Genomic DNA, 26,418 nt, shown 5'->3' with positions numbered 1-26,418 from the left:
GTAATTTTGCACCCTCTGAATTAGAGAGAACTGTTAACCAAGTTCATGCCGATTCGCCACGGCGAACTATCGGGAGGTAGAGCAAGGTCACAGAAAAATAAATGAGCTGGTACCTTAGCTCATCCGCCGCGGCGGAGGTAGAGCAAGGTCACAGAAAAATAAATGAGCTGGTACCTTAGCTCAGTTGGTAGAGCAAAGGACTGAAAATCCTTGTGTCGCTGGTTCGATTCCAGCAGGTACCACGAATAAATGCAAAAGTCCGCGATAAGCGGATTTTTTGTTTTAGATAGAATCGTTGAAAGCTTGCTTTCATAAACGGAAACCTAAAACAAAAACCCCCGCATTAAGACGGGTTTTTTTGTTTCAATAATTAGTACATATTTAACCCACAACAATTGGTTTTATCAATAAAAAATGGGAATAAAAGTTGAGATAACTATTTTCTTAGTTTCTCTAGTTTATTGAAAACTATCTTTTCGCTCGGAATTTGCGCCATTTGAATCCTTCGGGCATAATGAATAGAATCTAAAATTTCTTGTTGTTTTTCTTCTACCAATTGCTTCTGTATTTCCACAATTTCTTTTTGATGTTCAATTACTCTTTTTTGATTTTGAGTTACCCTGAACCTATTAAACATGAAACCGGCGAATATCAGCACCAAAGTCATCCCACCGAACAGCGCGTACTGTTGATTTTTCTTAGCTTTTATTTCTGAATTTTGTTTTGCCAGTTCTGCATTTTTTACTTCAGATTCTTTCGCATGTGCTACTGAATCTGCTGCTGCCTGTTTCTCGTATTCGTACTTTAATTGGTTTCTTAAAGAAACTCTTCTATTATTTTCATTGTCCAACGAATCTCGCATCTTAATTTCCAATTCATACATTTCCAATTCTTCCTTGTATTGTTTTTTCTTATGAAAGATCTTTCTTAATGTGCGTGCCGAATTACGGATCTGTATGGTGAGGCCCAATTCACTTGCAAGGTCAAGACCTTGCTTTGCGTAATCATAGGCCAGATCCAATTTATTCTGTTCTTCGTATATCATTCCAATGTTATCCAATAAGGCAGCAGTGCCTGACTTTTCATTAAACTTCTCTCTAATTTCAAGACCCCGTTTGTAGAAATACATTGCACTATCATTTAAACCTCTGTAGCTGTAAACAGTACCCAGGTTGTTCAAGGACACCGCAATCCCATCAACATCATTTATTTCTTCACTAAGTTTTAAACTTTTATAATTATAAGTCAATGATTTATTGTATTCCCCCATTTCCTTGTAAATGCTTGCTAAGTTCAACATCACACTAACAATATTTCCTTTTTCATTTGATCCCTCAATAATTTCCAGACATCTTAGCATGTATTTTAAAGCATTCTCAAGATCCTGTTGTTGAAGGTAAACAGCACCAATGTTGTTTAATGAAGCAGCAACACTATATCTATTGCCAATTTTTTCCTTGATCTTTAAACTCCGATGGTAATAATCCAAACACTTCGGAATGTCTCCCCTGCAATAATACAAATAGCCAACATTATTCAACGATTCTGAGATTTCATTTGGGTCTCCAATTCTTTCACTAAGCTTCAAATTCAGAACCCAATACTGCATGGCCTTTTGAAAGTTAGAAACCTGATAGTACAAAAGACCTATTTTATCGGTCAATTTAGATTGCAATGAAATATTCTGAAGGTTCTCCGCTTTTGCCAGTAAACTGTCCCAAAATGAAATCCTTTGATTTGAACTTAATTTCGCCAATTGAATTTGTAAGTCGATCAACACCGTATCCGACTTAGTCTTACTGATCAAATTCCGTACAGAATCGATTCTTGCATTTACTTGATCGGAATTATCCTGTGATTTTACAACAAATGAACTCAAAAGTAGAAGCAAGCAGAGTATGCATTTCAAAGATCTAAATTTTAACAGGTTGTAAAACTGGGGTGTGTCCACGTTGCAAACTAATTTAATATCTCGCCAAAAGCTTTTTAATACTTAAACCTTGCACTACAATTGAAAACAAAACGATGCAATAGGTACAAACCAAAAACAAACTTCCACCATCCACTTTATTTAACATGGATAAAGCTAAGGCGATTGAAATTCCCCCACGTAAACCACCCCAGGTAAGTATTCCCAAGTTGAGTGATTTTTTATTTTCGCGATGATTGAAAATAAAAAATGCAGGAAGTAAAGAAATATATCTTGATACTAAAGCAACTACAATTAACACGGCGCCAATAGCCAAATATTTTAACTCAAACGAAACGAAAAATATTTCAAAACCAATTAATACAAATAAAATAGTATTACAAATTTCATCAATCAATTCCCAAAATTTATCCACGTATTCTGCCGTTATATCCGACATGGCATGTTTTTTACCCTTATTGCCAATTAATATACCGGCAACTACCATTGCCAAAGGTCCGGAAGCATGAATTAAGTTTGCAATTGACCAACCACCGGTTACCACAGCCAATGTAATTAATATCTCTGTTTGATAATGATCAATGGCTTTCATTAAACGGTAGCCAATATATCCAATGGTAAAGCCAATAAAAATTCCACCTATAACTTCAATGGAAAAAACTTTAAGTACGTTTCCTACAGTGAAACTTTCCTCACCGCCCGTGTATAAGGAATAAATAACCGTAAACACCACCACGCCAACTCCATCATTAAAAAGAGACTCTCCAATTATTTCTGTTTTTAATTTTTGAGGGACATTGTATTTTGATAAAATTCCGATTACTGCAATTGGATCAGTGGGAGAAATAAGTGCGCCAAACAAAAGACAAACAATAAAGCTGATATCATATCCAAATAATTGAACAACGTAATATGTAACTGTTCCGATTAATAAAGTTGAAATTAAAACACCAATAGTGGCATAAGAAATTATTGAACCTCTTGCCCCTCGCAACTGTACAAAATTTACATGAAGCGAGCCTGCAAAAAGTAAAAAACATAGCACAAAATCTAATACAAATGAACTAAAATCAAAATCCTGAAGAAAATGGTTCATAGGAGACATAAAGTCATCTTGGATTGCACCGGCTATTTTAAATAAAACACCTATTAAAACACTTATAAGCATAACACCTATGGTTGTAGGCAATTTTAAATATTTGTGATTTATAAATCCGAAAACTGCTGAAATGGAAACTATTATAGCGAATAAATCAAGCATGGTTCACAAAGCTAATACATTTAAAGGATTCTGTTTAAATTAAATATGTTTTATCATTTCTTCCAATTTAACTCTATTCAAAATAATTATTTTGGAACCTTTAGTTGAAATCAACTTCTCATCTTTAAATACACGTAAAGTTCTAACCAAATTTTCTTTGGCTGTTCCCACGTACGCTGCAAAATCATCCCGGTTAAAATTGATAACCGTTTTCTTTTGCTTCAAATCGGTTTGAAAAACCTTTTCCAAAATCAACAAGGTTAAAGCCATTCGTTCTTTGACACTACATTGAGAGAAAATGGTCATGCGATTCACCCAAACCGAAAATTCTTCGGCTAATAAGAGAACTAAATTTTGAGCCAAAATATTGGATTGATCTAATAACAACAAGAAGTGTTCTTTGGGAATGTATGCAACTTCTGCCTTTTCAAGTGCCATAGCACCTACGGGATGTTGCTCACCGGCTAAAATAGGACGATAACCAAACACATCATTCTTTTTATAAATATAAACTATACTCTGTTTGGCTTCTTGGTTAGTTTGAAAAATCTTCACTTTTCCTTTCAGTACAAAGTAAATTCCTTTTGGATTACTCTTTTCTTTGAAAATAATTTCCCCCTTTGCATAATCCTTTATTAGCTGCTTTTCCTTCAGTGCCTTCAATTCTTTATCAGTTAATGCATTGAATAGTTGCGAAGATTTAAGGTGATATTTATCGATTTGAAACATATTGCACTTGCTGAATTTACAAAATTATTCGGAATTGATAATTGTCAATTTTTTTTTGTTTGAAATTGAATACCTTAGGCCTAATTAAGTTTTTATTTTGGTTTATATGAACCTGTTAACTTTAACAACGTTAACAGGTTTTTTTCTAAAATAAATTCAATTGTTAACCAAATCTACTTTTTACTATGAAAATTCAATCTTATGCGCTAAATAATTATAAAAAAATTGTCCAAATTTCAAAATTAACAGCAGAACAAATTGAGGCTATTGAAGTTGTTGGTCATGTACTTCCCTTTAAAACCAATAATTATGTAGTTGATGAATTGATCAATTGGGATGATCTTGATAACGACCCCATGTTTAAACTTACTTTTCCGCAAAAAGGAATGCTGAATGAAAAACATTATGCTAAAATGAAAAAAGTTTTAGATAGCGGAGCTAGTAAAGATGTGATAAAAGCTACAGCGAATGAAATCCGAATTGAATTAAATCCACACCCGGCCGGGCAATTAGAACATAATGTACCTACCATTAATGGAGAAAAATTAAACGGTATGCAACATAAGTACCGTGAAACAGTACTCTTTTTTCCAAGTCAGGGACAAACTTGTCATGCTTATTGTACCTTCTGTTTTCGATGGCCGCAATTTGTTGGAATGGATGAACTCAAATTTGCCATGAAGGAGGGAGATTTATTAAAAGAATACCTTTTACAAAATCCAGAAGTTACCGATATTTTATTTACCGGTGGTGACCCTATGATTATGAAAACAAAAATTTTTGCCACATACATTCAGCCCCTGTTGGATGCCGATATACCTAATTTACAAACTATCAGAATCGGCACTAAAGCGCTTGGTTATTGGCCTTACAAATTTACAAGCGATGACGATGCGCAGGATATGCTTAACTTATTTGAATCGGTAATCAAGAAAGGCATTAATTTAAGTATTATGGCGCATTTTTCTCATCCCGTTGAATTAGAAACTCCGGCAGTAATTGAAGCCGTTAAGAAATTAAGAAGTGTAGGTGTACAAATCAGAACGCAATCACCGATTTTAAAACACATTAATGATTCACCAGAAATATGGGCTGATATGTGGCGAAAACAAGTTAATTTAAACATGATTCCCTATTACATGTTTATACCCAGAGACACCGGTGCGCAGGAATATTTCGCCATCACGCTAGAAAAAGCGTGGGAAATATTCAGAAACGCTTATCAAAAAGTGAGTGGTGTTTGCCGCACTGTTAGAGGGCCAAGCATGTCGTGCACGCCGGGCAAAGTTCAAATTCTGGGAGTAACTGAAATTAAAGGGGAAAAAGTGATTGCACTTAGAATGCTTCAGGGACGAAATCCGGATTGGGTTGCTAAACCGTTCTTTGCCAAATACAATCCGGATGCCATTTGGCTAGATGACCTGAAACCCGCATTTGGAGAGGAGAAGTTTTTCTTTGAAGATGAGCTTGAAAAAAAATATCATGAACATGTTAATGATCATGAAGAAAGATTTGAATAAACATTTTCATTTCACAACTAAGAATATTAATTTCCAAAAATAAATTACTGCTATGCTCATGAAGGAAAATGAAAAGCCGCAATTTGAAAAAGCAATTCATCCCAGTATTGCCGGACTTAAAATATCCGACACGCTTGCTATAAATGAATTGAGTAAAAAATTAATAGCTGAAGGAAAAAAAATTTACAGATTTGGCTTAGGCCAATCTCCATTTCCTGTACCCGATGTGGTTGTAAATGCATTGCGTTTATATGCGCCTCAAAAAGATTATTTACCGGTAAAAGGTTTACCTGCTTTGCAAAATGCCGTGGCTGAATTTCATCTTAAAAGACATGGTGAACTTTCAACCGCAAAACGTTATGATTGGTCCGGGTTCAAAAGAACTGCTGTTTCTAATTCAATTGGTTTTTAATGGCGAAATCATAATTCCGAGTCCAAGTTGGGTTTCCTATTTACCCCAAGCCAGAATTTTAGAGAAAAAAATTAGAATAATTCCATCAGAGTTTAATGATTTATGGAATATAAAACCGGAAGTACTAAGGAATATTTGTCTCGAAAACGACAAACCGAAATTATTGATTTTAAATTATCCCGGTAATCCGGATGGAATGACGTATAGTGAAGAAAATTTGATTGAATTGGCAAAAGTAGCACGGCAATACAATTTGCTCATTCTATCAGATGAAATTTACGGACAAATACATCACAAGGGAAATCATATTTCTATAGCAAGATTTTATCCGGAAGGAACTATAGTTAGTTCCGGACTTTCCAAATGGTGCGGAGCAGGAGGTTGGAGACTAGGCACATTTTCTTTCCCGGAAAATTTAATTTGGTTAATGGATGCAATGGCCATTGTGGCCAGTGAAACTTACACATCAGTAAGCGCACCTATTCAATATGCCGCAATTCAAGCCTTTAGAGGAGATAACTCTATTGAAGATTATTTATGGCATGTAAGAAGAATATTGGCGCAATTAGGAAGGCAATGCACCCAAATTTTAAGAAGTGTTGGTATTAAAGTACACTTTCCAATCGGTGGATTTTATTTATTCCCCGACTTTGGCAGTGTAAAAGCAGATTTAACCCGAAAAAATATTAGCAATGCTGAAGACCTTTGTAAACGATTACTGGAAGAAGAAGGAGTTGCACTATTGCCTGGTACAGCTTTTAATCGGCCAAAAAATGAATTAACTGCCCGAATGGCTTATGTTGATTTTGATGGTGCCCGAGCCCTTTCGGGTAGCAAAAATATACCGCTACATGAAGAATTACCTGAAAATTTTTCAGAAAAATACTGCGAAAACGTAATAGCCGGTACTCAAAAAATTGCAAATTGGATTAAAAGCTAATTAAGTATTCAACAAAAATAATACTCAAAAAAGCATATAATCCCTTCGATTCATTATTGAATTAAAACCTATATTTGATTAATCAATATTTATGAATAATCGCATTTTTCAATCTATCAAATATATTATTAGGTATCGATTTAATTTAGATGAAGATAAAGCGTCTGAAGATGATGTAATTGAAAACATCAAAAAAAGTACAGAATTTAAAGGGATTAATTTATGGACTTTGATTTTTGCCATATTAATTGCTTCCATTGGTTTAAATGTAAATTCTACAGCTGTAATTATAGGCGCCATGTTAATATCACCTTTAATGGGACCAATTATGGGCATGGGATTAGGCGCTGGAATTTTTGATATTAATTTAATTCGAAAAGCTGCAAAGAATTTGATAATCGCAACCTTAATTGGATTAGTTACATCTTACTTATACTTTTTAATTTCTCCACTAAATATCGCGCAATCTGAATTAGTAGCACGGACAACTCCAACTATTTATGATGTTCTTATTGCCTTTTTTGGAGGATTAGCCGGTATTGTGGCCAGCTCTAGAAAAAAATATAATAATGTAATTCCCGGTGTAGCTATTGCAACTGCGCTCATGCCTCCACTTTGTACGGCCGGTTACGGAATTGCCACCGGTCAATTCTCTTTTTTCCTTGGTGCATTTTATTTATACCTTATTAATAGCGTTTTTATAAGTATAGCAACTTTTTTAATGGTGCGGTTTTTGAAATTTCATCCGGTAACTTATGTAAATCCACAAACTTCAGATAAAATTAAAAAATGGATTGGCACTATAGCGGCATTGATGATTCTTCCAAGTCTGTTTTTAGCTTACACCTTTGTTAATAATGAAATATTTATTCAAAATGCCAATCAACTAATAAATGAAGAAATAGCTCCCTTGAATTACACCATTCTCAATAAAAAAATTAATCCGGATAAAAAAGAAATTGTAGTTACCTTAATAGGAGATAACATTTCTGACTCCTTATCTAATCAAATAAATCTAACAAAAAACAAGTACGGCTTAAGTGCAGCCGTTTTAATTTTAAAAAACAGTATTACATCAGATAATAATAAACCTGACCTGAATGAATTAAAAGAAGGAATTATTGAAGATATGTTTTTAAAACAAGAAGAATTACTCAGAATGAAAAATGATGAAATATCAGAATTAAAAAAACAAATAGAAGCACAAGTTGACTTTAATACCCAAAAAGAAAACACCATTCAAGAATTTTATGCTTTGTACGGTAAACCTTACGAATTAATTATTGAAAAGTCAACTAATCACTTACAAGATTCGGCTTACTCTACACTTCTGGTCTATATTAAAAAATCCAAATCCTATTTAAATCAAAAAGATTTAGATAAATTAAAGGATTGGTTAATCATCAAATTTGATGTATACAACGTGAAAATTATACAGGAGTAAAACTTTTCCTGCCCCTATTTTTTAAAAATTTAAGGCTGCTTACTTAATAAAATGAAACTCTGTTCTCCTGTTATAGGCATGTTCCTTTGCGGAACAAATTACACCGTTTACACATCTGTTCCTGATTTCTTTCTCTCCTTTTCCTGTTGCCGTTAAACGTTCAGCTTTAATTCCTTTGCTTTTAATATAATCAATTACAGTCTCCGAACGTTTCTTAGACAATTGTAAATTTGCTGCATCATCTCCCTGTGCGTCGGTGTGTGAAATAACTTCAAGCTTTAGCTGATTATTTGTAATTAATACTTCAATTACTTTATCAATAATTTTTGTGGAAGACTCATCCAAATTAAATTGACCGGAAGCATATTCTATACTCTCCGTAACTATCAAATTTTTAGTATTCGACTTCGATAATTTAGTAATGGTCAAACTTAAATCATCATCCTCTATTAAGTTAGTTAGTTTTGAAATATCCGCTTTTAATAAAGGAAATTCAAAACCATTTTTAGTCCGTTTAAATTTTGAAAGTTCTAATCCGGTTTGTGTAGCTAAAATAATATTATCAACTGCAGTGGACGTTGGCCGAGCTGTTAATGTGTACGCAATATTTTCAGGTAAATCCAGTTCAAATTCTCCATCTTTGTTAGTATAAGCTTCGTCTACCTTCGTTTTATCATGCTTAATTATCGAAATATATGCCTTATCCAATGCTGTTTTACTCCCATCTTTCATCGTGAGCAACTTACCTCGAATAACTTTAATTTTTGAAATGGACTCTTTATTTAAACCCCCAATATATCCGGTATATAAAATTCTTCCTTTCGGACTCACCAAAACAATTTTTGAAGCATGGATAACACTATTTGATTTTATTTTCTTTTCGTCCATAATCATAAACGACCAACCATGAGTAACTTTTGAATTTTCATAACTTTCCTTTCGTTTCTGATCAATTTCTTTTTGAACATCTGAAATTTCCGTAAAACTATTCACGTGCGCATGACACTCGGTATGCAAACCTTTAAATCCGGGGGCTTTGGCTAACTCAAGCTCGAGTTCACTGATTATCTTTTCCAATCCCGCAATACTATCTGCATTATCGGAATAACCAAGCGTATCCTTAAATCGATAAAATAAAACATGATATAAGGCCGGTACTTGTGTTACCTGAGGTGTATTCCACGAATCGGTATACTGAATAGTTTCTTTTGCCACATCTCCTAGCTTTAATCTTTCGCTTTTCAGATTAGTTTGCCCAAAGCTTAAACAGGCAAGGAGAACGAATAATTGACAATAAATAATTATTTTCATTTTTTTTAACTCAATCAAATATACAATTTAGAAGTGAATAAAATTCAACTATCCCTTTTCTGAAACAATAATGCTATCAGCTGCAGAGGCGGAAATTACAATTTCCTTTTTCTTATTCATAATTAACATAGATCCGTCATAATCTTCCAAAAAACTTACATCAAATTCAGCTCCAATTATTAAACCATGCTTTTTTAAATAATTTAAAAATAAGGTAGAATGATCCGACACGGCTCTCACAATGTATTTCTTTCCGGCTTTAGCTTGTGATAAGGGAATAAATTTAGTACGCTTAACTTTTCCTTTCTCATCCGGTATAGGGTCTCCGTGCGGATCAAATCCGGGATTACCTAATATATTAGCCAATTTTTGAATTAATTTATCATTACTTACATGTTCCAATTCTTCCGCAATTTCATGCACCTCCTCCCAACCAAATCCCAATACATTATGCAAATAAGTTTCCCAAATCCTATGCCTCCTTACAATACCCACTGCTAATTTAGCCCCGGAAGCAGTTAAACGAGTGCCATAAGACTTTTCATATATCACATATTTTAATTCATGTAATTTTTTTAGTGATTCAGTTACCGAAGCCGGATTTATTCCCAGTTTAGCCGCTAACTGCTGATTACTTACCACTTGCGAACTGCCACCCGTTAAATTGTAAATAGTTTTGAGATAATTTTCTATAGTTTCTGATCTCATAAAATAATTTTTAGGTATACCAAAATTAATAATTATTATTCATAAAAAACAAACAAACTTTGAAAGTCTAAATAGCATAGCTATGAATAAAATATTTTTTGGAATTTTTACCTTAGTCCTTTTGGGGCTTGTTCATCACAGTTGCAAAAAATTGCTTCCTCCAGCCCCTCCCGGAAACGAAACTTTAGACGGACCCGTTGAAGGTTTAAACCCGGAACAAAAGTTACAATTTCTGGCCGGTGATGTGGCTTTTAACGAAGATATTTTCTCGCCATCCACTGGACTCGGACCGTACTTTGTATCCAACTCCTGCGGTTCCTGTCATGCAGGTGATGGAAAAGGACATCCATTCACTACCTTAACCCGTTTTGGTCAAAGCACAACTGCAGGAAATACTTTCCTGAAATTTGGCGGTCCGCAATTACAAAACAGAGCTATCCCGGGCTATCAACCTGAAGTGATTCCGAGTGGTGCTCCATTTTCTAAATTCACTCCTCCGGCTAATAGTGGTTTGGGATTTCTGGAAGCATTAAGTGATTCACAGATTTTAAGTCGCGTAGATTCTTTAGATGCTAACAATGACGGCATCTCCGGTAAACCAAATCTGATCAAACCTCCGCAGTACTTGCAAATCAAATCACATCACATTTTAATAAACGGTTATTTAATCGGACGATTCGGGAAAAAAGCGGCGGCCATTGATTTATTGCAACAAACTGTTAATGCTTATGTGCAGGATATGGGAATTACTTCTGAGTTTGCGCCAAATGAACCCGCCATAAACGGCATTAGTTCACCTTACGGAGATTTGGTACCGGATCCGGAAGTAAGTACAAACACCGTAAGAAATTTGGTGTTTTATTTGAAAACTTTAAAAACACCCGAACCTCGCAATACATCGAATAGCGAAGTGTTGCAAGGCAAAGAATTATTTAAACAAATTGGTTGCGATAAATGTCATACTGAAACCTGGACTACAGGGACAAATGAAATTGAAGCGCTAAGTAATAAAACTTTTCATCCGTATACTGATTTATTGTTGCATGATATGGGTAGCAAACTAGACGACGGTTATACCGAAGGAATAGCGCTAACGAATGAATGGAAAACTCCTGCTTTATGGGGATTGGGACTTTCAAAAAACTCACAGGGTGGTGAATATTTTTTATTACATGATGGCAGAGCAAAAAGTATAGAGGAGGCTATTTTGAAACATGGCGGTGAAGCGCTTCAAATCACAAATAATTTTAAAGCACTATCACAACAAGAAAAAAATGCTGTGCTAAAATTTCTTGAAAGCCTTTAGTAAAATGACCAGAAATGAATTCATAAAAATTTGCGGCGGAGCTTGCCTGGCATTTACAGGCATTTCCTTACTCAAGTCTTGTAAATCAACTCATGAAATTCAAACAAGCATTTCGGCTAACCGATTAATTGTACAAAAAAAAGAATTTCTCATTCAAAAAAAGGATTCACAATCTATTCGGAAATTTATTGTTGTGCGTTCAGAAGGATTAAGTCACCCCATTGCCTTGTTTAAAAAAAATAATGTATACACAGCCTTATTGATGAGTTGCACACATCAACAAGTTGAATTAACAGTAAACGGAAATCTGTTAAGTTGTTCTGCGCACGGAAGTGAATTCAGTAATACCGGTGAAGTTGTACAGGGTCCGGCGGAACAAGCTTTGAAAAAATTTAAAATAACTGAAGATGAACAAAATATTTTTATACACTTATCTTAAAACAATTTGCTGCCTCTGGCTTTTATTGTTAGGTGAAACCTGTTTTTCGCAAACAGATACCTCTCAAAAAATTGTTCCCTTTGACAGTGCAAGTTTTAAAATGAATTTAGATGCTGTTTATAACCGTCCGTTTTTAAACCTGGGTAAATTACCTGTTGCCATAGGCGGATACGTTGAAGCCAATTCAAACTACTCCGGCACTGATGGAGTAAATGAAGGTTTATCTTTTCAGATTCCGCGCTTAACCCTCTTTATTTCATCCACTATTAAAAAAAGATTAAAATTTTTATCAGAAATTGAATTTGAAGAAGGCGGAAAAGAAATAGCAATAGAATTTGCTTCTATGGATATTGAATTTGATCCTTTATTTAATTTGCGTGGCGGAATAATTATGAATCCCATAGGAGCCTTCAATCAAAACCATGATGGGCCGAAATGGGAATTTATTAATCGCCCCCTATCAGCCACAACCATTATTCCCTCAACCTGGAGCAATGTTGGTTTTGGTGTATTCGGAAAATATGCCATGAAGAATATTGTTTGGGCCTATGAAATGTATGCAACAAATGGTTTTGACCAAAACATTATTGATAATCCGGAAGGACGAACCTGGTTACCTGCAACTAAATCAAACGCTGAACGTTTTACAGAATCCGGTAACGGCGTTCCTTTATTTACCTTAAAAACCGCCATCAAACATCGTAAAATCGGAGAATTGGGAATTTCATGGATGGGAGGGGTTTATAATAAATTTGAAATTGACGGATTGAAAATTGATTCTCAAAGAAGAATTGATTTAATTGCTTTGGATATGAATTGTACGATTCCATATTTAAAAACCAATATTACGGCCGAATGTGTGAGGGCCATTGTTGATGTACCTGATACCTATTCACAGCAATTTGGAAACATTTTACAGGGAGGTTTTGTTGATGTTGTTCAACCTATCATTAAACAATCTATTTTAGGCTGGAAAAAAAGCACCATTAATGTTGTGCTGCGCGCCGAATATGTCGACTACAATAAAGGCACGTTTAAGGAAACAAACGGAAATATAGGTGACCATGTATATGCATTGGTACCGGGAGTAAGCTTTAGGCCTTCTAATTTAACGGTTATTCGATTTAATTACAGAAGAGAATGGCGCACTGATCTTTTGGGGAATCCTCCATCTAATTTTGCCGCTTTTCAATTTGGCTTTTCAACCTATTTCTAAACCATAAATTCCCTATCTTTAAACCATGTTCAGCTTGTTGTTTAAAGAAAGTATTGTGTTTGCTTGGCAATCCTTAACAGCAAATAAATTGCGCTCTTTTTTAAGCCTGCTGGGAATTACTATCGGAATTTTTGCCATTATATTAGTATTTACCATTGTTGACAGCTTGGAGAATAATATTCGCAAAAGTGTAGAATCACTTGGAAATAATGTAGTGTTTGTACAAAAATGGCCCTGGAGTTTTGAACCCGATCAACCTTGGTGGGAATTTATGAAACGACCTACCCCGCGTTATTATGAAATGGAAGAACTTTTTAAAAAATGCAAGAGCACAGAAGCAGTTGCCTATCGTATGGGGAAACGTAAAACGGTAAAGTATAAAAGTAACAGCGTTCAAAACACCATCATTAGCGGAATTTCGCATGACTTTTATAAAATTAAAAATTTTGAATTGGCCGACGGAAGATATTTTACCTTAAACGAAACAGATGCCGGATATCGGGTTGCCATTATTGGTGCAGAAATTGCAGCCGGTTTGTTTCCTTATGAAAATCCCATTGGCAAAGATTTAAAAATTTCGGGATTTAAAGCCAATATTATTGGCGTAATAAAAAAAGAAGGAGAAAGCATATTAGGGCCGAGTTTTGATTATCAGGTAATCATTCCGTTTAATTTTGCCCGTGTATTAATGGATCCGAAATCAGAAAATGCCGACCCGGTGATATATTGTAAAGCTAAACCCGGGGTTACTAACACTCAATTGATTGATGAAGTAACAGGCGTTATGCGTGGTGTACGTAAATTAAAACCGGGAGCAAAACCCAATTTTGCGCTTAATGAAACTTCTCTACTCACCAAAGGATTCAATTCGTTTTTTGATGTATTGGGAACAGCAGGTTGGATTATTGGAGGCTTTTCTATTCTGGTAGGTGGATTTGGAATTGCTAACATCATGTTTGTTTCGGTGCGTGAACGAACTAATTTAATCGGCATTCAAAAAAGTTTAGGAGCAAAAAATATTTTTATTTTATTTCAATTTTTAAGTGAAAGTGTTATTTTAAGTGTTGTAGGTGGAGCATTTGGTTTATTACTCACTTGGATATTGATGACATTGGGAAAAGACTCTATAGAGATTGAAATAACACTCACCGGCGCAAATGTGATACTCGCTTTTACAATTTCTATTCTAATCGGTATAATCAGCGGATTTATTCCGGCTTATAGTGCCAGTCAACTTGATCCTGTTGAAGCTATACGAACAAACTAAATGAAAAGACCAAAAATAATATCTTTAATCTGTGTGATTGGTTACATCATAACCATTTTTTCGTTTCCGCAAGTCTTTTCTCCGGCCGTAAAAAAATTAGGTTTATTTATGCCGGCAATTTATGGTTTGTTGGTTTCGGTTTATTTTATATCATGTGTTGGAATCTGGCATTTAAAACAATGGGGCGTTCAATTATTTCTAATTTCATTTTTTGCCAAAACAATTTTTTTTATTTTAACCAAACAAACCGGAGGTGCTTTTTATCTGGGAATTATGATTTCCGTCATCTCTATTTTCTTTTTAATGAGGAATTTTTCTAAAATGAGTGCTAATTTGTAAAGCACCAAAATTTCTTATCTAATATAAAAGTTAAATCATCTAAATTTTCACGTATTCTATATAATTATTTTGTTAGGCAAGAATATTATTGTATATCTTTATAAGACACACACAAACAAAACACACATTAAAGTACTTAATTATTATGATTGCTGAAATAGAAACAGGTGAATTACTGGAAGGGTTAAAAGGATTTTTTGGATTTGATAAGTTTAAAGGAAATCAGGAAAAGATTATCAAAAACATACTGAGCGGAAAAGATACTTTTGTAATTATGCCTACCGGCGGAGGGAAAAGTCTCTGTTATCAATTACCTGCCATTTTAAGTGAAGGAACTGCAATCATCGTATCTCCGCTTATTGCACTTATGAAAAATCAGGTCGACGCCATTCGTGGTTTCAGCCAGGAAAGTGGCATAGCGCATTTTTTAAACTCCTCCTTAAACAAAAGTGAAATAACACGCGTTAAAGAAGATGTGAAATCGGGTAAAACTAAATTATTATATGTTGCACCGGAAACCCTCACTAAAGAAGACAACATTAGTTTTTTTAAAGAATTTAAAATTTCGTTTTTTGGAATTGACGAGGCGCATTGTATTTCTGAATGGGGTCATGACTTCCGTCCGGAATATCGACGTTTGCGTCCCATCATAGATGCGGTGGGAAGTGTTCCTGTGATAGCATTAACAGCCACAGCAACGCCAAAAGTACAACAAGATATACAAAAAAATTTAGGCATGCTGGATGCCTCGCTTTTTAAATCTTCCTTCAACAGATCTAATTTATTTTATAACGTAAGGCCTAAACAAAACGTTAATAAGGAAATAATTAAATATGTTAAACAGCATCCTAACAAAAGCGGAATAATTTATTGTTTAAGCCGAAAGAAAGTGGAAGAAATTGCTCAAGCCTTGGTGGTAAATGGTATTAAAGCCGCTCCATATCATGCCGGCTTGGATGCTAAAGAAAGAGCAAAAACACAAGATGGTTTTTTAATGGAAGATATCCATGTCATAGTGGCAACCATCGCCTTTGGAATGGGTATTGATAAACCGGATGTACGCTATGTTATTCACCACGATATTCCTAAATCTTTAGAAGGATATTATCAGGAAACCGGAAGAGCCGGAAGAGATGGCGGCGAAGGAAATTGCGTTACTTTCTACAGCTATGACGATATCATGAAGCTCGAAAAGTTCATGAAAGATAAACCGGTGGCTGAACAAGAAATCGGTAAACAAATGCTTGCAGAAACAGCTTCTTTTGCCGAAACAAGCAGCTGCCGAAGAAAGTTTTTATTACACTACTTTGGTGAGGAATTTGAAGAAAAAAAATGTAATGGAATGTGTGATAATTGTCACGCTCCTAAACAAAAATTTGAAGCTAAAGAAGATCTTAAATTAGCAATTGAATGTGTACTTGAAATAAAAGAAAAACACAAAATCAAAGATGTAATTAATGCATTGCTGGGTACGCTTACTTCTGTTGCTAAATCTTATAAACATAACGAATTAGATACTTGGTCAAAAGGTGCGGATCACGATAAAGATGATAAATTTTGGATGGCTGTATTACGACAAGCTATTGTAAACGGATTCTTATCTAAAGACATTGAAAACTACGGCTTAATAAAAGTGACTGATAAGGGCCATGCCTTCTTGAAAAAACCAAGCAGTGTTAAGTTTACAAGAGATCATGATTACTCTAACGCTGAAAGTGATGACGATGATATTGCAGGGGGAGGAAAAGGTGGAAGTGCCGCGGCAGATGAAGTATTGTATGCCATGTTAAAGGATGTGGTTAAAAAAACAGCCAAAGCTAAAGGATTACCTCCATATGTAATATTTCAGGAAACTTCATTGGAAGAAATGGCTATTCAATATCCAATCAGCATTCAGGAACTAACTAAAATCAGCGGTGTTGGAACAGGGAAAGCCAATAAGTTTGGTAAACCAATTATTGACTTAATTAAAAAATACGTTGAAGAAAACGATATTGAAAGACCAAGTGATATGGTTATCAAATCGGTTGTCAACAAATCAGGTTTAAAGGTTTATATCATTCAAAATATTGACAGAAAAATTGACCTAAAAGCCATGGCAAAAAGTAAAAATATAAAATTGCCCGAATTGCTTAGCGAAATTGAAACCATTGTTGCCTCAGGCACCAAGGTGAATATTGATTATTACATTGAAGAAAATATTGATGAAGAAAAACAGGATGAAGTGCTGGAATATTTTAAAGAAAGCAACAATGATAGTATTGAAGAAGCATTAAAGGAATTAGGTGAAAACGATTATACAGAAGATGAAATAAGAATAATGCGCATCAAATTCATATCCGATTACGGTAATTAATATTACAACAAATAAAATCTTAAAAAAGCCCGAAAAATCGGGTTTTTTTATTGACTAGTCCTTATTCAACAATGGCTACTTAATTATTTTTCATTTCAGGCAATTTAACAGCTTACCCAACGTTTATCTTTAAACTTTGTTTTCATCAAATACTCATAGGCTTATTTTTATTTTCGCCGCTTGCGCATTGGCATTTGGTATGATGATTGGAACGGTACCAACTTCCGTTCCTCAATTCATCTTGTTAGGTAATTGGCTATTGGAAGGGCAATTCAAAACCAAATGGGTTAAACTTAAAAACAATAAATTATTTTGGGTATTAAGTACAGTTTTTTTAATCCACGTTGTTGGATTAATTTACACTTCCGATTTGAATGCCGGCTGGGATGATGTACGTACAAAAATGCCACTGATGTTTTTACCTCTCATTTTTTTCAGTAGCGGCCCACTTAAAAAAAATGAGTTTGACCTTATGCTTAAATTATTTTTGGCAGGGTGTATTGTTAATGTTACCTGGTGCGCCATTTACTCATTTATTTTGCATAGAAATATCGACTTAAGAAGCGCCTCTCGTTTTATGAGTCACATTCGCTTAGGACTTTATCTCGTCATGGGCATTGCCACTTCTTTATATTTCTTGTTGGAAACCAATTCTAAAAAAGAAAAAATAATTTATGCCTCCATTCTTTTTTATTTAATTACTACAATCTATATTCTTGGTTTAGCATCCGGCTTTTTTAATTTAGTATTATTACTCTGCATATTTGGTATTTATTACTCCTACAAAAAAGGCTTAAAATATTTTATACTCGCCTCTTCCGGCGTTATTTTCATTCTTCTTTTCGCCTTTTATTATATCAATCATATATATAATAGCCAATTCACCTTAAAGGAAACTAGTTACAACTCTAAAAAGTTAACTAATGATGTAGGTAAATTTTATTACCATTTTGAAGGGATGAATCAAATTGAAAATGGTAATGTGGTGAATACCAATATTATTTTACAAGATCTTCAATACGCATGGAACAGCGTTTGTCCTGATGATACGTTTTCACTTGATCCCGCACATAATACCAATAGATTCTTGGTATTGTTACGCTATATGAGCAGCATGGAAATTACCAAAGATTCTATAGGATTTTCCAAATTAAACACCGATGATATTAAATCCATCAAACTAGGATATACACATTATGACTATAAAAACTGGAGTTATTTTCATAGAAGAATTTATGAACTGGTCAATGAATTTCAAGAATATAAAACGCATCAGGAAATTAACGGAAACTCACTAACCATGCGGTTATACTTTTGGGGGAATGCCTTAAAAGTAATTTCACAAAATCCTTTTTTTGGAGTAGGCACCGGTGATGTACAAGAAGCAATGAATTTGGCTTATCAAGAATCGAAAACACCATTAAAAAGGGAGTGGTTTAAACGCCCACACAATCAATTTTTAACGGCAACAGTAGCTTTAGGGGTAGTTGGATTACTTTTATTTTTATTTTCAGTTTTTTTACCCTTCTTTAGTATTCGAAAACACAAACACAGTCTTTATTTACCGTTTTTTATTTTAAGTGTACTATCATTTTTAATGGAAGACACTTTGGAGACTCAGGCTGGCGTTACCTTTTTTGCATTTTTCAATAGCCTTTTTGTGTCGTATTCGTATTTCTTGAAAACAAAAAATTAAAACGCTATACAATCCTGCGGGTCAATTGGAATGCCGTTATACCATAACTCTAAATGTAAATGTGGCCCCTTACTCAGCTCACCCGTATTTCCTACAATGGAAATCACATCTCCTGCTTTAATCCTATCTCCTGTTTTCTTCAATAAATTATTATTATGCTTATATATGCTGGTTAAATTATTGCTGTGCTGAACATGAATTACATAGCCATCTTCGGCAGAAAAGCCCGTAAAAACAACGGTCCCATCCAAAACATTCTTTACTGTTTCGTCTTCCTTGGTCACTAAATCTAATCCAAAATGTTCTTCCTTTACGTTGAAAGCCGAAACAATAATTCCTTTTACCGGTGTAAAAAATACAAGTTCACTAATTCCCTTTAATTTGGGATTTGAAAAACTGGCAATTGAGGATTTATTTTGTTCGTAATCTTCCCTAAATAGTTTGTCTGATTTTCCCGGCTCCACGTTAACGTTTTTAAATCTTCCGCTGGTATCTTTCAAAGGTTTAGGAGATTTTCTTTCCAAACTATCATGTAATACATTTAAAATATTCATCATATAGGCCTCTTTATCTTGCAATGATTGTTCTATAGAATCTGTTTTAAAGGTCAATTCTAATATCTTTTTTCGTTCCGCAATATTACCATATCCTGGTATATACTCTTTTAAAGAGGTAAAGGCTACCAAACTAATAACCAACGTGGTCATTAAGATCGTAATAGCCGTAATTCCAATAATAATACCCAAAGGAGTTAATCGGATTGAAAGCTTTTCGCCGTAAGTTGTATCATTCAATATAACCAACCGGTACCGACTTTTTAGGCCGGATACAAACTTCTTCCATCTACTTGGCTTAACCTCTGACATACAATGTGTAAAGATGCGAAAAAAAATAATTCGCACGGAAACTTGCAAGACTTAAATAGTTTCCATAGTTTTGTTTCCGAAATGGAAGCAAAAGATAAAATTTTAATAGGGGCTGAGCAGTTGTTTTTCAAATATGGTATTAAAAGTGTTACCATGGATGAAATTGCAAAAAACATTGGTATGAGTAAAAAAACGATTTATCAGTTTTTTAAAGATAAGGACGACTTGGTACACCATCTTTTCAAAAATAAAATAGCATTAAATAAAAGTATTACCGAAAAAATTCATCAGGAAGCTGAAAATGTAGTTTCAGAAATTTTTGCTTTAATGAGAATGATGAGGGAAATGTTGGCGAATATGAATCCCATAATATTTCATGATTTACATAAATATTATCCTATAACCTTTAAAATTTTTGAAGATTTTAAAAACGAATGTATGTTAAATCATATTGAAAAAAGTTTATTAAAAGGTCAGGAACAGAATTTAGTTAGAATGGACATTAATATTAAAATTTTGTCGCGTATGCGACTTGAAAATTTAAATTCCGGTTTTTTTGGTAGAATTTTTCCTCCTGATAAATACACTATGCTGGAAGTACAATTAGAAATGACAGAACATTTTTTGTATGGTGTATGTACATTAAAAGGTCATAAATTAATAAATAAATTTAAAAATGTAATTGAAGATTAAACATGAATCAATTAATTAAAAAAACACTGATAATACAGGCCTTGTTACTGTTTTCATCCGTAAAAATTTCAGCTCAAGAATCAGGCGGTTCTTTTAACTTACAACAATCCATTGATTTTGCATTAAAAAACAATGCTGCCTATTTGAATTCCGATCTTGATTTGAAATCTGCGCATCACAAACGCAAAGAAATTACCGGATTGGCGTTTCCGCAAATTTCAGCTAGCGCTGATTTAAAAAATTACTTGGATTTACCAACCTCTCTTCTACCCGGTGAATTTTTTGGTGCCCCTCCCGGTACATTTATTCCTGTTCGGTTTGGAACCAAATACAATTCAACCGCCGGAATTAACGCTTCACAAATTCTATTAAGTTCAGATTTATTTATGGGTATTAGGGCTTCAAAAGAGTTTATCAATTTATCCAATATTAATATAAATAGAACTAAAGCAGAAATTATTTCTCAAGTTTCAAAAGCTTATTACACGGCATTAATAAATCAACAAAGAATAAAATTAATTGATGCGAACATAGTAAAACTCAAAAAAATATTTGACGACACCAAAGCCTTGAATCAGCAAGGTTATGTAGAATTAATTGACGTTGAAAGGTTAGAAGTAAATTACAATAATTTAAACACCGAAAGAGATAAGGTGGCTAAATTGGTTGAATTATCAATTCACCTTTTAAAATTTCAGATGGGTTACAAAATAAGTGACCCTATTTTACTTTCCGATAGCTTGAATATAGATGGTGCTGAAGAAAACATATTAAGTGCAACTAAAATAGACGTTAGTAAAAGACCGGAATATCAACTCTTGCAGACTCAGCAAAAAATGTTAGAACTAGATGTGAAACGAAATAAATTGGGATACTTACCAAGTATAGCAGCTTATGGCGCATATCAATATAATGCCCAGCGCCAAGAATTCGATCTTTTTGACACCAATTTACCTTGGTTTAAAATAGCTTTAATTGGTGGTACTATTAATCTCAATATTTTTGACGGACTACAACGTCATCATAAAATTCAGCAAGCTAAAATAGCTGCCTTAAAAAATGAAAACAATATTAAAAACCTCGAACTAGCTACGGAGTTGGAAGCCACCGCAGCCGCCATTGCCTACTCCAACGCTTTCGCTTCTCTTCAAACACAAAAGAAAAATATGATTTTAGCTGAACATATTTATGACTCGGCTCAGAAAAAATTTACGAACGGCGTAGGTAGCAATCTTGAAATTTTAAATGCAGAAACAAGTATGAAAGAGGCACAAACAAATTATTTAAACGCCGCATATGACCTTTTAATTTCAAAAACAGATTACCTGAAAGCAACCGGAAACTTAATTAAATAAAATATATTATAATCAACATAATTCTTATGAATACAATTCAAAAATTACTTTTAATTCTCGCTACAACATCAATATTAATTTCTTGTGGGGGTGAAAAAACCGAAAACCTGACAGATTTAAAAAGCAAACAAGCCGAATTAAAAACTCAACTCGCTGAAATAAATGCTAAAATATTAACATTACAAGGAGATTCGGGTAAAAAATCAACGCTTGTTCAAACTTCTGTTATTCAACCTCAAATTTTTAAAACTTATATTAATGTACAAGGCAGAATTGATGCAGAAGAAAGCGTATCGTTATCATCTGAAATTCCGGGAATTATTACAAAAATTTTAGTAACTCCAGGTGAAACAGTAAACAAAGGTCAAGTTTTAGCCGAAACAGATTCAAGAGCCTTACAACAAAGTTTATCAGATTTACAAATTAATGCCGACCTGGTTAATCAGTTATATGAAAAACAAAAATCTTTATGGGAACAAAAAATTGGCACAGAAGTACAATATTTACAAGCTAAAACCCAAAAAGAAAGTATTGAAAAGAAACTCTCCACTCTGCAGGAACAACTAAGAATGTCTAAAATCATTTCCCCTATTGATGGTACGGTGGATGCTGTAGATGTTAAATTAGGAATGTTAACGGCACCCGGCATGCCTGCCATACGAGTAGTGAATTTTAATAATTTAAAAATTAAGGCCGATATGGCTGAAAGTTATGCCGCTAAAGTTCATAAAGGGGATGAAGTTCTGGTTCGTTTTCCGGATACCAATGATACTTTAATTGCCAATATCAATTATGCTTCTAGGGCTATCAATCCCATGAGTCGGACTTTTGGAGTGGAAATAAAATTAAATAACAATAAAGAATATCATCCAAATCAGATTTGCGTACTAAACATTAACGATTACACTTCAACTAAACCTGTAGTTTGTTTACCAGTTAATTATATTCAAAAAGATTTAAGCGGTAAAAGTTTTTTATTGATCTCGGAAAAGGATGTAGCATCCAAAAGATATATTAAAACCGGAAAAGAGTATAATGGTAAAATAGAAGTGATTGAAGGAATAGACGAAAATACCAAGGTAATAACCGGCGGTTTTGAAAGTGTAAATGAAGGTGATTTACTTCGAACTAAAGAATAAATAAAATTCCAGAATCAAATACTGACACCATGAAATTTAAAGAATTTAAACCAAGTAGCTGGTCAATCGACAATAAAACAGCTATCTATATTGTGACTATACTCATTACACTGATGGGTATAAGCGCATATAAAAATTTGCCGAAAGAAAGTTTTCCGGATATTGTTGTCCCCAAGTTTTTTATCAGTACAGTTTATGCCGGTAACTCTCCAACTAATATTGAAAATACCGTAACCAAGCCTTTAGAAAAAAAGCTTAAATCAATTCCCGGAGTCCGCAAATTAACCAGCAACTCTATGCAGGATGTTTCTTTAATTACTGTTGAGTTTAATACCAGTATAAGCGTTGATAAGGCCAGACAGCAAATAAAAGATAAAGTTGATGAAGCAAAATCAGATCTGCCTACTTCGCTTTCTCGCGCCCCATTTGTAAAAGAATTGGCTTTTTCTGAAATGCCAATCATGTACGTGAACGTGGCGGGAGATATGGAGTTAAGTAAGCTAAAACAATATGCCGATGAACTCAAAAACAGGATAGAAGGTTTAAAAGAAATAACAGAAGTTAAAATGGTGGGTGCACCTGATCGGGAAATTCAGATTAACCTCGATATGTACAAAATGCAGGCCATGCAATTAGGTATGGGCGATTTGGAAAGAGCCATTGGTAGCGAAAATATCAGCATTAGCGGCGGGCAAATTCCAATGGACGGTTCTAAAAGAACTATCAGTATTAAAAACGAATTCAAATCAATTCAAGAAATTCAAAAGTTAGTGATCACTTCACAATCCGGAGCCAAATTATACATCAAAGATATTGCTCAAGTGAAAGACACAGCCCGAGAAACTGAAAGCTATGCACGTTTATCCGGCAAAAATGTAATCACCTTAAACATTATTAAACGAGCCGGGGAAAATTTAATTTCTGCCTCAGATAAAATCAGAGATATTATTAAAGAAATGAAAGTGTCGGAATTTCCACAAAATATTGAAATTAATATTACGGCCGATCAATCAGAAAAAACAAAGTTAACGCTACATGATTTAATTAACACCATTATAATCGGCTTTATTCTTGTTACTTTAATTCTTATGTTTTTTATGGGCGTTACCAATGCTTTATTTGTGGCCTTATCTGTTCCCTTATCCATGTTTATTGCATTTTTATTCATGCCAAGCATAGGATTCACCATGAATATGATTGTGTTATTCGCCTTTTTATTAGCACTCGGAATTGTTGTGGATGACGCCATAGTTGTAATTGAAAACACACATCGTTTGTTCGCCAATGGAAAACGGGATATTAAAACTGCTTCTAAGATGGCTGCCGGTGAAGTTTTTTTACCGGTATTGAGCGGAACAATTACAACATTGGCCCCATTTATTCCGCTTGCCTTTTGGCCGGGTATGATTGGGAAATTTATGTATTTTCTACCCATCACTTTAATTATTACTTTGCTAGCCTCTTTGTTCGTAGCCTACATTATTAATCCGGTATTTGCGGTTGACTTTATGAAAACACATGAAGAAGAAGCAAAAGAATACGGACGCATAACCAAAAAAGGTTGGCTTCGAATTGTGGTTTATGTACTCATAGCCTTAGTTTCCTATTCAAGTGGCAGCATTGCAATCGGAAATTTAATGTTTGTGTTTGCTTTCTTTATGATTTTTCATCGTCTCTTTTTATACAAAGTCATTGAAAAGTTTCAAACTAAAACCTGGCCGGCAATTGTTAGAAAGTATACTTCGTTATTAACCTGGAGTTTAAAAAAACCATATCGCTTATTGGTTATGACCTTGGGCTTATTTATTTTCTCTATTGTGCTAATGAGTATCACTAAACCCAATGTGGTATTTTTTCCGCAAGGCGACCCTAATAACGTATTTGTATATGTGAAGTTACCCGAAGGCACTGATCCTGCCAAAACGAATGCCGTAATGAAAGTTGTTGAAGAAAAAGTTAATGCGATAATCGGAAAAGATAATCCTTTGGTTTCTTCCATGATTACGAATGTTACCATTGGAGTTACCGACCCACAGGACGAAGATCAAAATTCGTACGCAAACAGAGGTAAAATTGCCATTAACTTTGTAGAATTTGCTGAAAGAAATGGAATGAGTACCATGAAGTATTTGCAGGAATTACAAAACTGCAAATGGAATATTCCGGGGGCAGAAATAACCGCCAATAAAGAACAGGCCGGTCCGCCAGTTGGAAAACCCATTAATATTGAAATTAGTGGTGATAAATTTGAAGAGTTAGTTAAAAATGGCGCGCAATTGAAAAGATTTTTGGAGAAAGCAGAAATTCCGGGTGTTGCTGAATTAAAGACCGACTTTGTGAACAATAAGCCCGAAATTGTTTTTGATGTTGACCGGGAACGTGCAAACCGTGAGGGAATTTCATCTGCTCAGTTGGCTATGGAAATCAGAAAAGCAGTTTTTGGTATTGATAATCCCAGCAAGTTCAGAGACGCAAATGATGAGTATCCAATTCAAATACGTTACAATTATGATCAGCGAACAAACATAGAAGATATCCGAAACATTAAAATAATTTTCAGAGATATGAATATGGGCGGAATACTACGTTCGGTACCTCTTTCGGCTTTTTGCAATATCAGATATGAAAATACTTATGGAGGTATAAAAAGAAAACAAAACAAGAGAGTTATTACTCTTTCTTCTGATGTGCTGGAAGGATATAATGCTAATAATGTAGTTGCCGAAGTACAAAATGCTAGTAAAGGTTATAAAGCGGAAGGTGCGGTTGAAATTAAATTTACGGGCGAACAAGAAGAACAAGCTGAAACCGGCGCCTTTTTAGGTAGTGCCTTACAAACTTCCATTGGAATTATTTTATTGGTTTTGGTTATTCAATTTAATTCCATTGGTAAACCCATTATTATTCTTTCCGAAATTATTTTAAGTGTAATTGGTGTACTATTGGGAACTGCAATTTTTAATATGGATATGAGTATTATTATGACCGGAATTGGAATTGTAGCACTTGCGGGAATAGTCGTCCGGAATGGAATACTCCTTGTTGAATTTGCCGAAGAAGCCCGAGCGAAAGGGGAAAGATTATGGGAAGCAACCATTGAAGCCGGACGTACAAGAATGACACCGGTTATACTTACCGCAACTGCAGCAATTTTAGGATTAATTCCATTAGCCGTTGGTTTAAATATAGATTTTGAATCCTTATTGTCCTCCGGAAAACCAAACATTTATTTTGGAGGTGACAATGTGGTATTTTGGGGACCTTTAAGTTGGACTATGATTTTTGGATTAGGATTTGCAACATTGCTTACCTTACTTTTAGTGCCGGCCATGTATTTAATAGCAGAAAGATTAAAAAGAAAAGCAATTGTTATACTTGAAATATTGGAATTACCGAAAATTACCATGTACATTCCATTTTTTGTGCTCGCGTGCGGTTTAATTTTAAGAATTCGTAAAATAAAACCTGACTATGGAGATTTAGACCGGTAG

At 34.3% G+C, this 26,418-nt stretch carries 19 protein-coding genes, 1 tRNA gene and 1 pseudogene; 15 read left to right on the top strand and 6 right to left on the bottom strand.

The window, feature by feature from the left end:
• Positions 1–169: 169 nt before the first annotated feature.
• Positions 170–242: transfer RNA gene (locus IPM51_09500), tRNA-Phe, on the top strand.
• A gap of 194 nt (positions 243–436) precedes the next feature.
• Here the strand turns inward: IPM51_09500 and IPM51_09495 are convergent.
• The 3 genes from IPM51_09495 to IPM51_09485 all read right to left on the bottom strand — a co-directional run bounded on the left by IPM51_09495 (position 437) and on the right by IPM51_09485 (position 3,920).
• Complete coding sequence (locus tag IPM51_09495) at positions 437–1,879, bottom strand: tetratricopeptide repeat protein (GenBank protein MBK9284537.1); 1,443 nt, start codon at positions 1,877–1,879, stop codon at positions 437–439.
• 85 nt (positions 1,880–1,964) lie between these two features.
• The gene (locus tag IPM51_09490; GenBank protein MBK9284536.1) at positions 1,965–3,191 is read right to left on the bottom strand and encodes a sodium:proton antiporter; all 1,227 of its coding nucleotides are present in this window, start codon (positions 3,189–3,191) and stop codon (positions 1,965–1,967) included.
• Positions 3,192–3,230: 39 nt separating this feature from the next.
• The gene (locus IPM51_09485; GenBank protein MBK9284535.1) at positions 3,231–3,920 is read right to left on the bottom strand and encodes a Crp/Fnr family transcriptional regulator; all 690 of its coding nucleotides are present in this window, start codon (positions 3,918–3,920) and stop codon (positions 3,231–3,233) included.
• Between the two features lie 185 nt (positions 3,921–4,105).
• Between IPM51_09485 and IPM51_09480 the strand changes: the two genes are divergently transcribed.
• From IPM51_09480 to IPM51_09470, 3 genes and pseudogenes are all read left to right on the top strand, one after another.
• A complete protein-coding gene (locus tag IPM51_09480) occupies positions 4,106–5,440 on the top strand; it encodes a lysine 2,3-aminomutase (GenBank protein ID MBK9284534.1) in 1,335 nt (444 codons plus the stop codon).
• Between the two features lie 58 nt (positions 5,441–5,498).
• Positions 5,499–6,792, top strand: a pseudogene (locus IPM51_09475) (aminotransferase class I/II-fold pyridoxal phosphate-dependent enzyme).
• A 91-nt stretch (positions 6,793–6,883) separates the two neighbouring features.
• Complete coding sequence (locus IPM51_09470) at positions 6,884–8,236, top strand: DUF389 domain-containing protein (protein MBK9284533.1); 1,353 nt, start codon at positions 6,884–6,886, stop codon at positions 8,234–8,236.
• A 39-nt stretch (positions 8,237–8,275) separates the two neighbouring features.
• Here IPM51_09470 and IPM51_09465 read toward each other — a convergent pair whose 3' ends face one another.
• Positions 8,276–9,547: an OmpA family protein gene (locus IPM51_09465; GenBank protein MBK9284532.1), complete on the bottom strand. Its 1,272-nt coding sequence runs from the start codon at positions 9,545–9,547 to the stop codon at positions 8,276–8,278.
• 48 nt (positions 9,548–9,595) lie between these two features.
• Positions 9,596–10,255: a metal-dependent transcriptional regulator gene (locus IPM51_09460; protein ID MBK9284531.1), complete on the bottom strand. Its 660-nt coding sequence runs from the start codon at positions 10,253–10,255 to the stop codon at positions 9,596–9,598.
• An 82-nt stretch (positions 10,256–10,337) separates the two neighbouring features.
• Between IPM51_09460 and IPM51_09455 the strand changes: the two genes are divergently transcribed.
• From IPM51_09455 to IPM51_09425, 7 genes are all read left to right on the top strand, one after another.
• Positions 10,338–11,561, top strand: a complete 1,224-nt coding sequence (locus tag IPM51_09455; protein ID MBK9284530.1) for a thiol oxidoreductase — start codon at positions 10,338–10,340, stop codon at positions 11,559–11,561.
• Positions 11,562–11,565: 4 nt separating this feature from the next.
• Positions 11,566–12,000 (top strand): Rieske (2Fe-2S) protein, encoded by a 435-nt coding sequence (locus tag IPM51_09450; GenBank protein ID MBK9284529.1) that lies wholly within the window; start codon positions 11,566–11,568, stop codon positions 11,998–12,000.
• A gap of 100 nt (positions 12,001–12,100) precedes the next feature.
• Positions 12,101–13,216: a hypothetical protein gene (locus IPM51_09445; protein ID MBK9284528.1), complete on the top strand. Its 1,116-nt coding sequence runs from the start codon at positions 12,101–12,103 to the stop codon at positions 13,214–13,216.
• Positions 13,217–13,241: 25 nt separating this feature from the next.
• Positions 13,242–14,483 (top strand): ABC transporter permease, encoded by a 1,242-nt coding sequence (locus IPM51_09440; GenBank protein ID MBK9284527.1) that lies wholly within the window; start codon positions 13,242–13,244, stop codon positions 14,481–14,483.
• Complete coding sequence (locus tag IPM51_09435; GenBank protein ID MBK9284526.1) at positions 14,484–14,822, top strand: hypothetical protein; 339 nt, start codon at positions 14,484–14,486, stop codon at positions 14,820–14,822. It abuts the gene before it with no gap.
• A 145-nt stretch (positions 14,823–14,967) separates the two neighbouring features.
• The gene (gene recQ, locus IPM51_09430; protein MBK9284525.1) at positions 14,968–17,178 is read left to right on the top strand and encodes a DNA helicase RecQ; all 2,211 of its coding nucleotides are present in this window, start codon (positions 14,968–14,970) and stop codon (positions 17,176–17,178) included.
• A 136-nt stretch (positions 17,179–17,314) separates the two neighbouring features.
• Positions 17,315–18,874: an O-antigen ligase family protein gene (locus IPM51_09425; protein ID MBK9284524.1), complete on the top strand. Its 1,560-nt coding sequence runs from the start codon at positions 17,315–17,317 to the stop codon at positions 18,872–18,874.
• On the opposite strand, the gene IPM51_09420 is transcribed toward IPM51_09425, so the two are convergent.
• The gene (locus IPM51_09420) at positions 18,871–19,740 is read right to left on the bottom strand and encodes a M23 family metallopeptidase (GenBank protein MBK9284523.1); all 870 of its coding nucleotides are present in this window, start codon (positions 19,738–19,740) and stop codon (positions 18,871–18,873) included. The genes IPM51_09425 and IPM51_09420 overlap by 4 nt on opposite strands.
• Before the next feature lie 3 nt (positions 19,741–19,743).
• Here IPM51_09420 and IPM51_09415 point away from each other — a divergent pair, with 3 nt between their 5' ends.
• From IPM51_09415 to IPM51_09400, 4 genes are read left to right on the top strand one after another with little or no spacing between them, the layout of a single operon-like run.
• Entirely contained in the window at positions 19,744–20,433 is a 690-nt protein-coding gene (locus IPM51_09415; GenBank protein MBK9284522.1) for a TetR/AcrR family transcriptional regulator, read from the top strand.
• Between the two features lie 2 nt (positions 20,434–20,435).
• Positions 20,436–21,788, top strand: a complete 1,353-nt coding sequence (locus IPM51_09410) for a TolC family protein (GenBank protein MBK9284521.1) — start codon at positions 20,436–20,438, stop codon at positions 21,786–21,788.
• Between the two features lie 26 nt (positions 21,789–21,814).
• A complete protein-coding gene (locus IPM51_09405; protein ID MBK9284520.1) occupies positions 21,815–22,927 on the top strand; it encodes an efflux RND transporter periplasmic adaptor subunit in 1,113 nt (370 codons plus the stop codon).
• 29 nt (positions 22,928–22,956) lie between these two features.
• A complete protein-coding gene (locus tag IPM51_09400) occupies positions 22,957–26,418 on the top strand; it encodes an efflux RND transporter permease subunit (GenBank protein MBK9284519.1) in 3,462 nt (1,153 codons plus the stop codon).

This window comes from Sphingobacteriaceae bacterium, from assembly GCA_016715905.1.
Taxonomy (GTDB): domain Bacteria; phylum Bacteroidota; class Bacteroidia; order B-17B0; family Aurantibacillaceae; genus Aurantibacillus.
The sequence above is the reverse complement of the archived record's forward strand: the minus strand, read 5'-3'. Positions and strand labels throughout refer to the sequence as shown.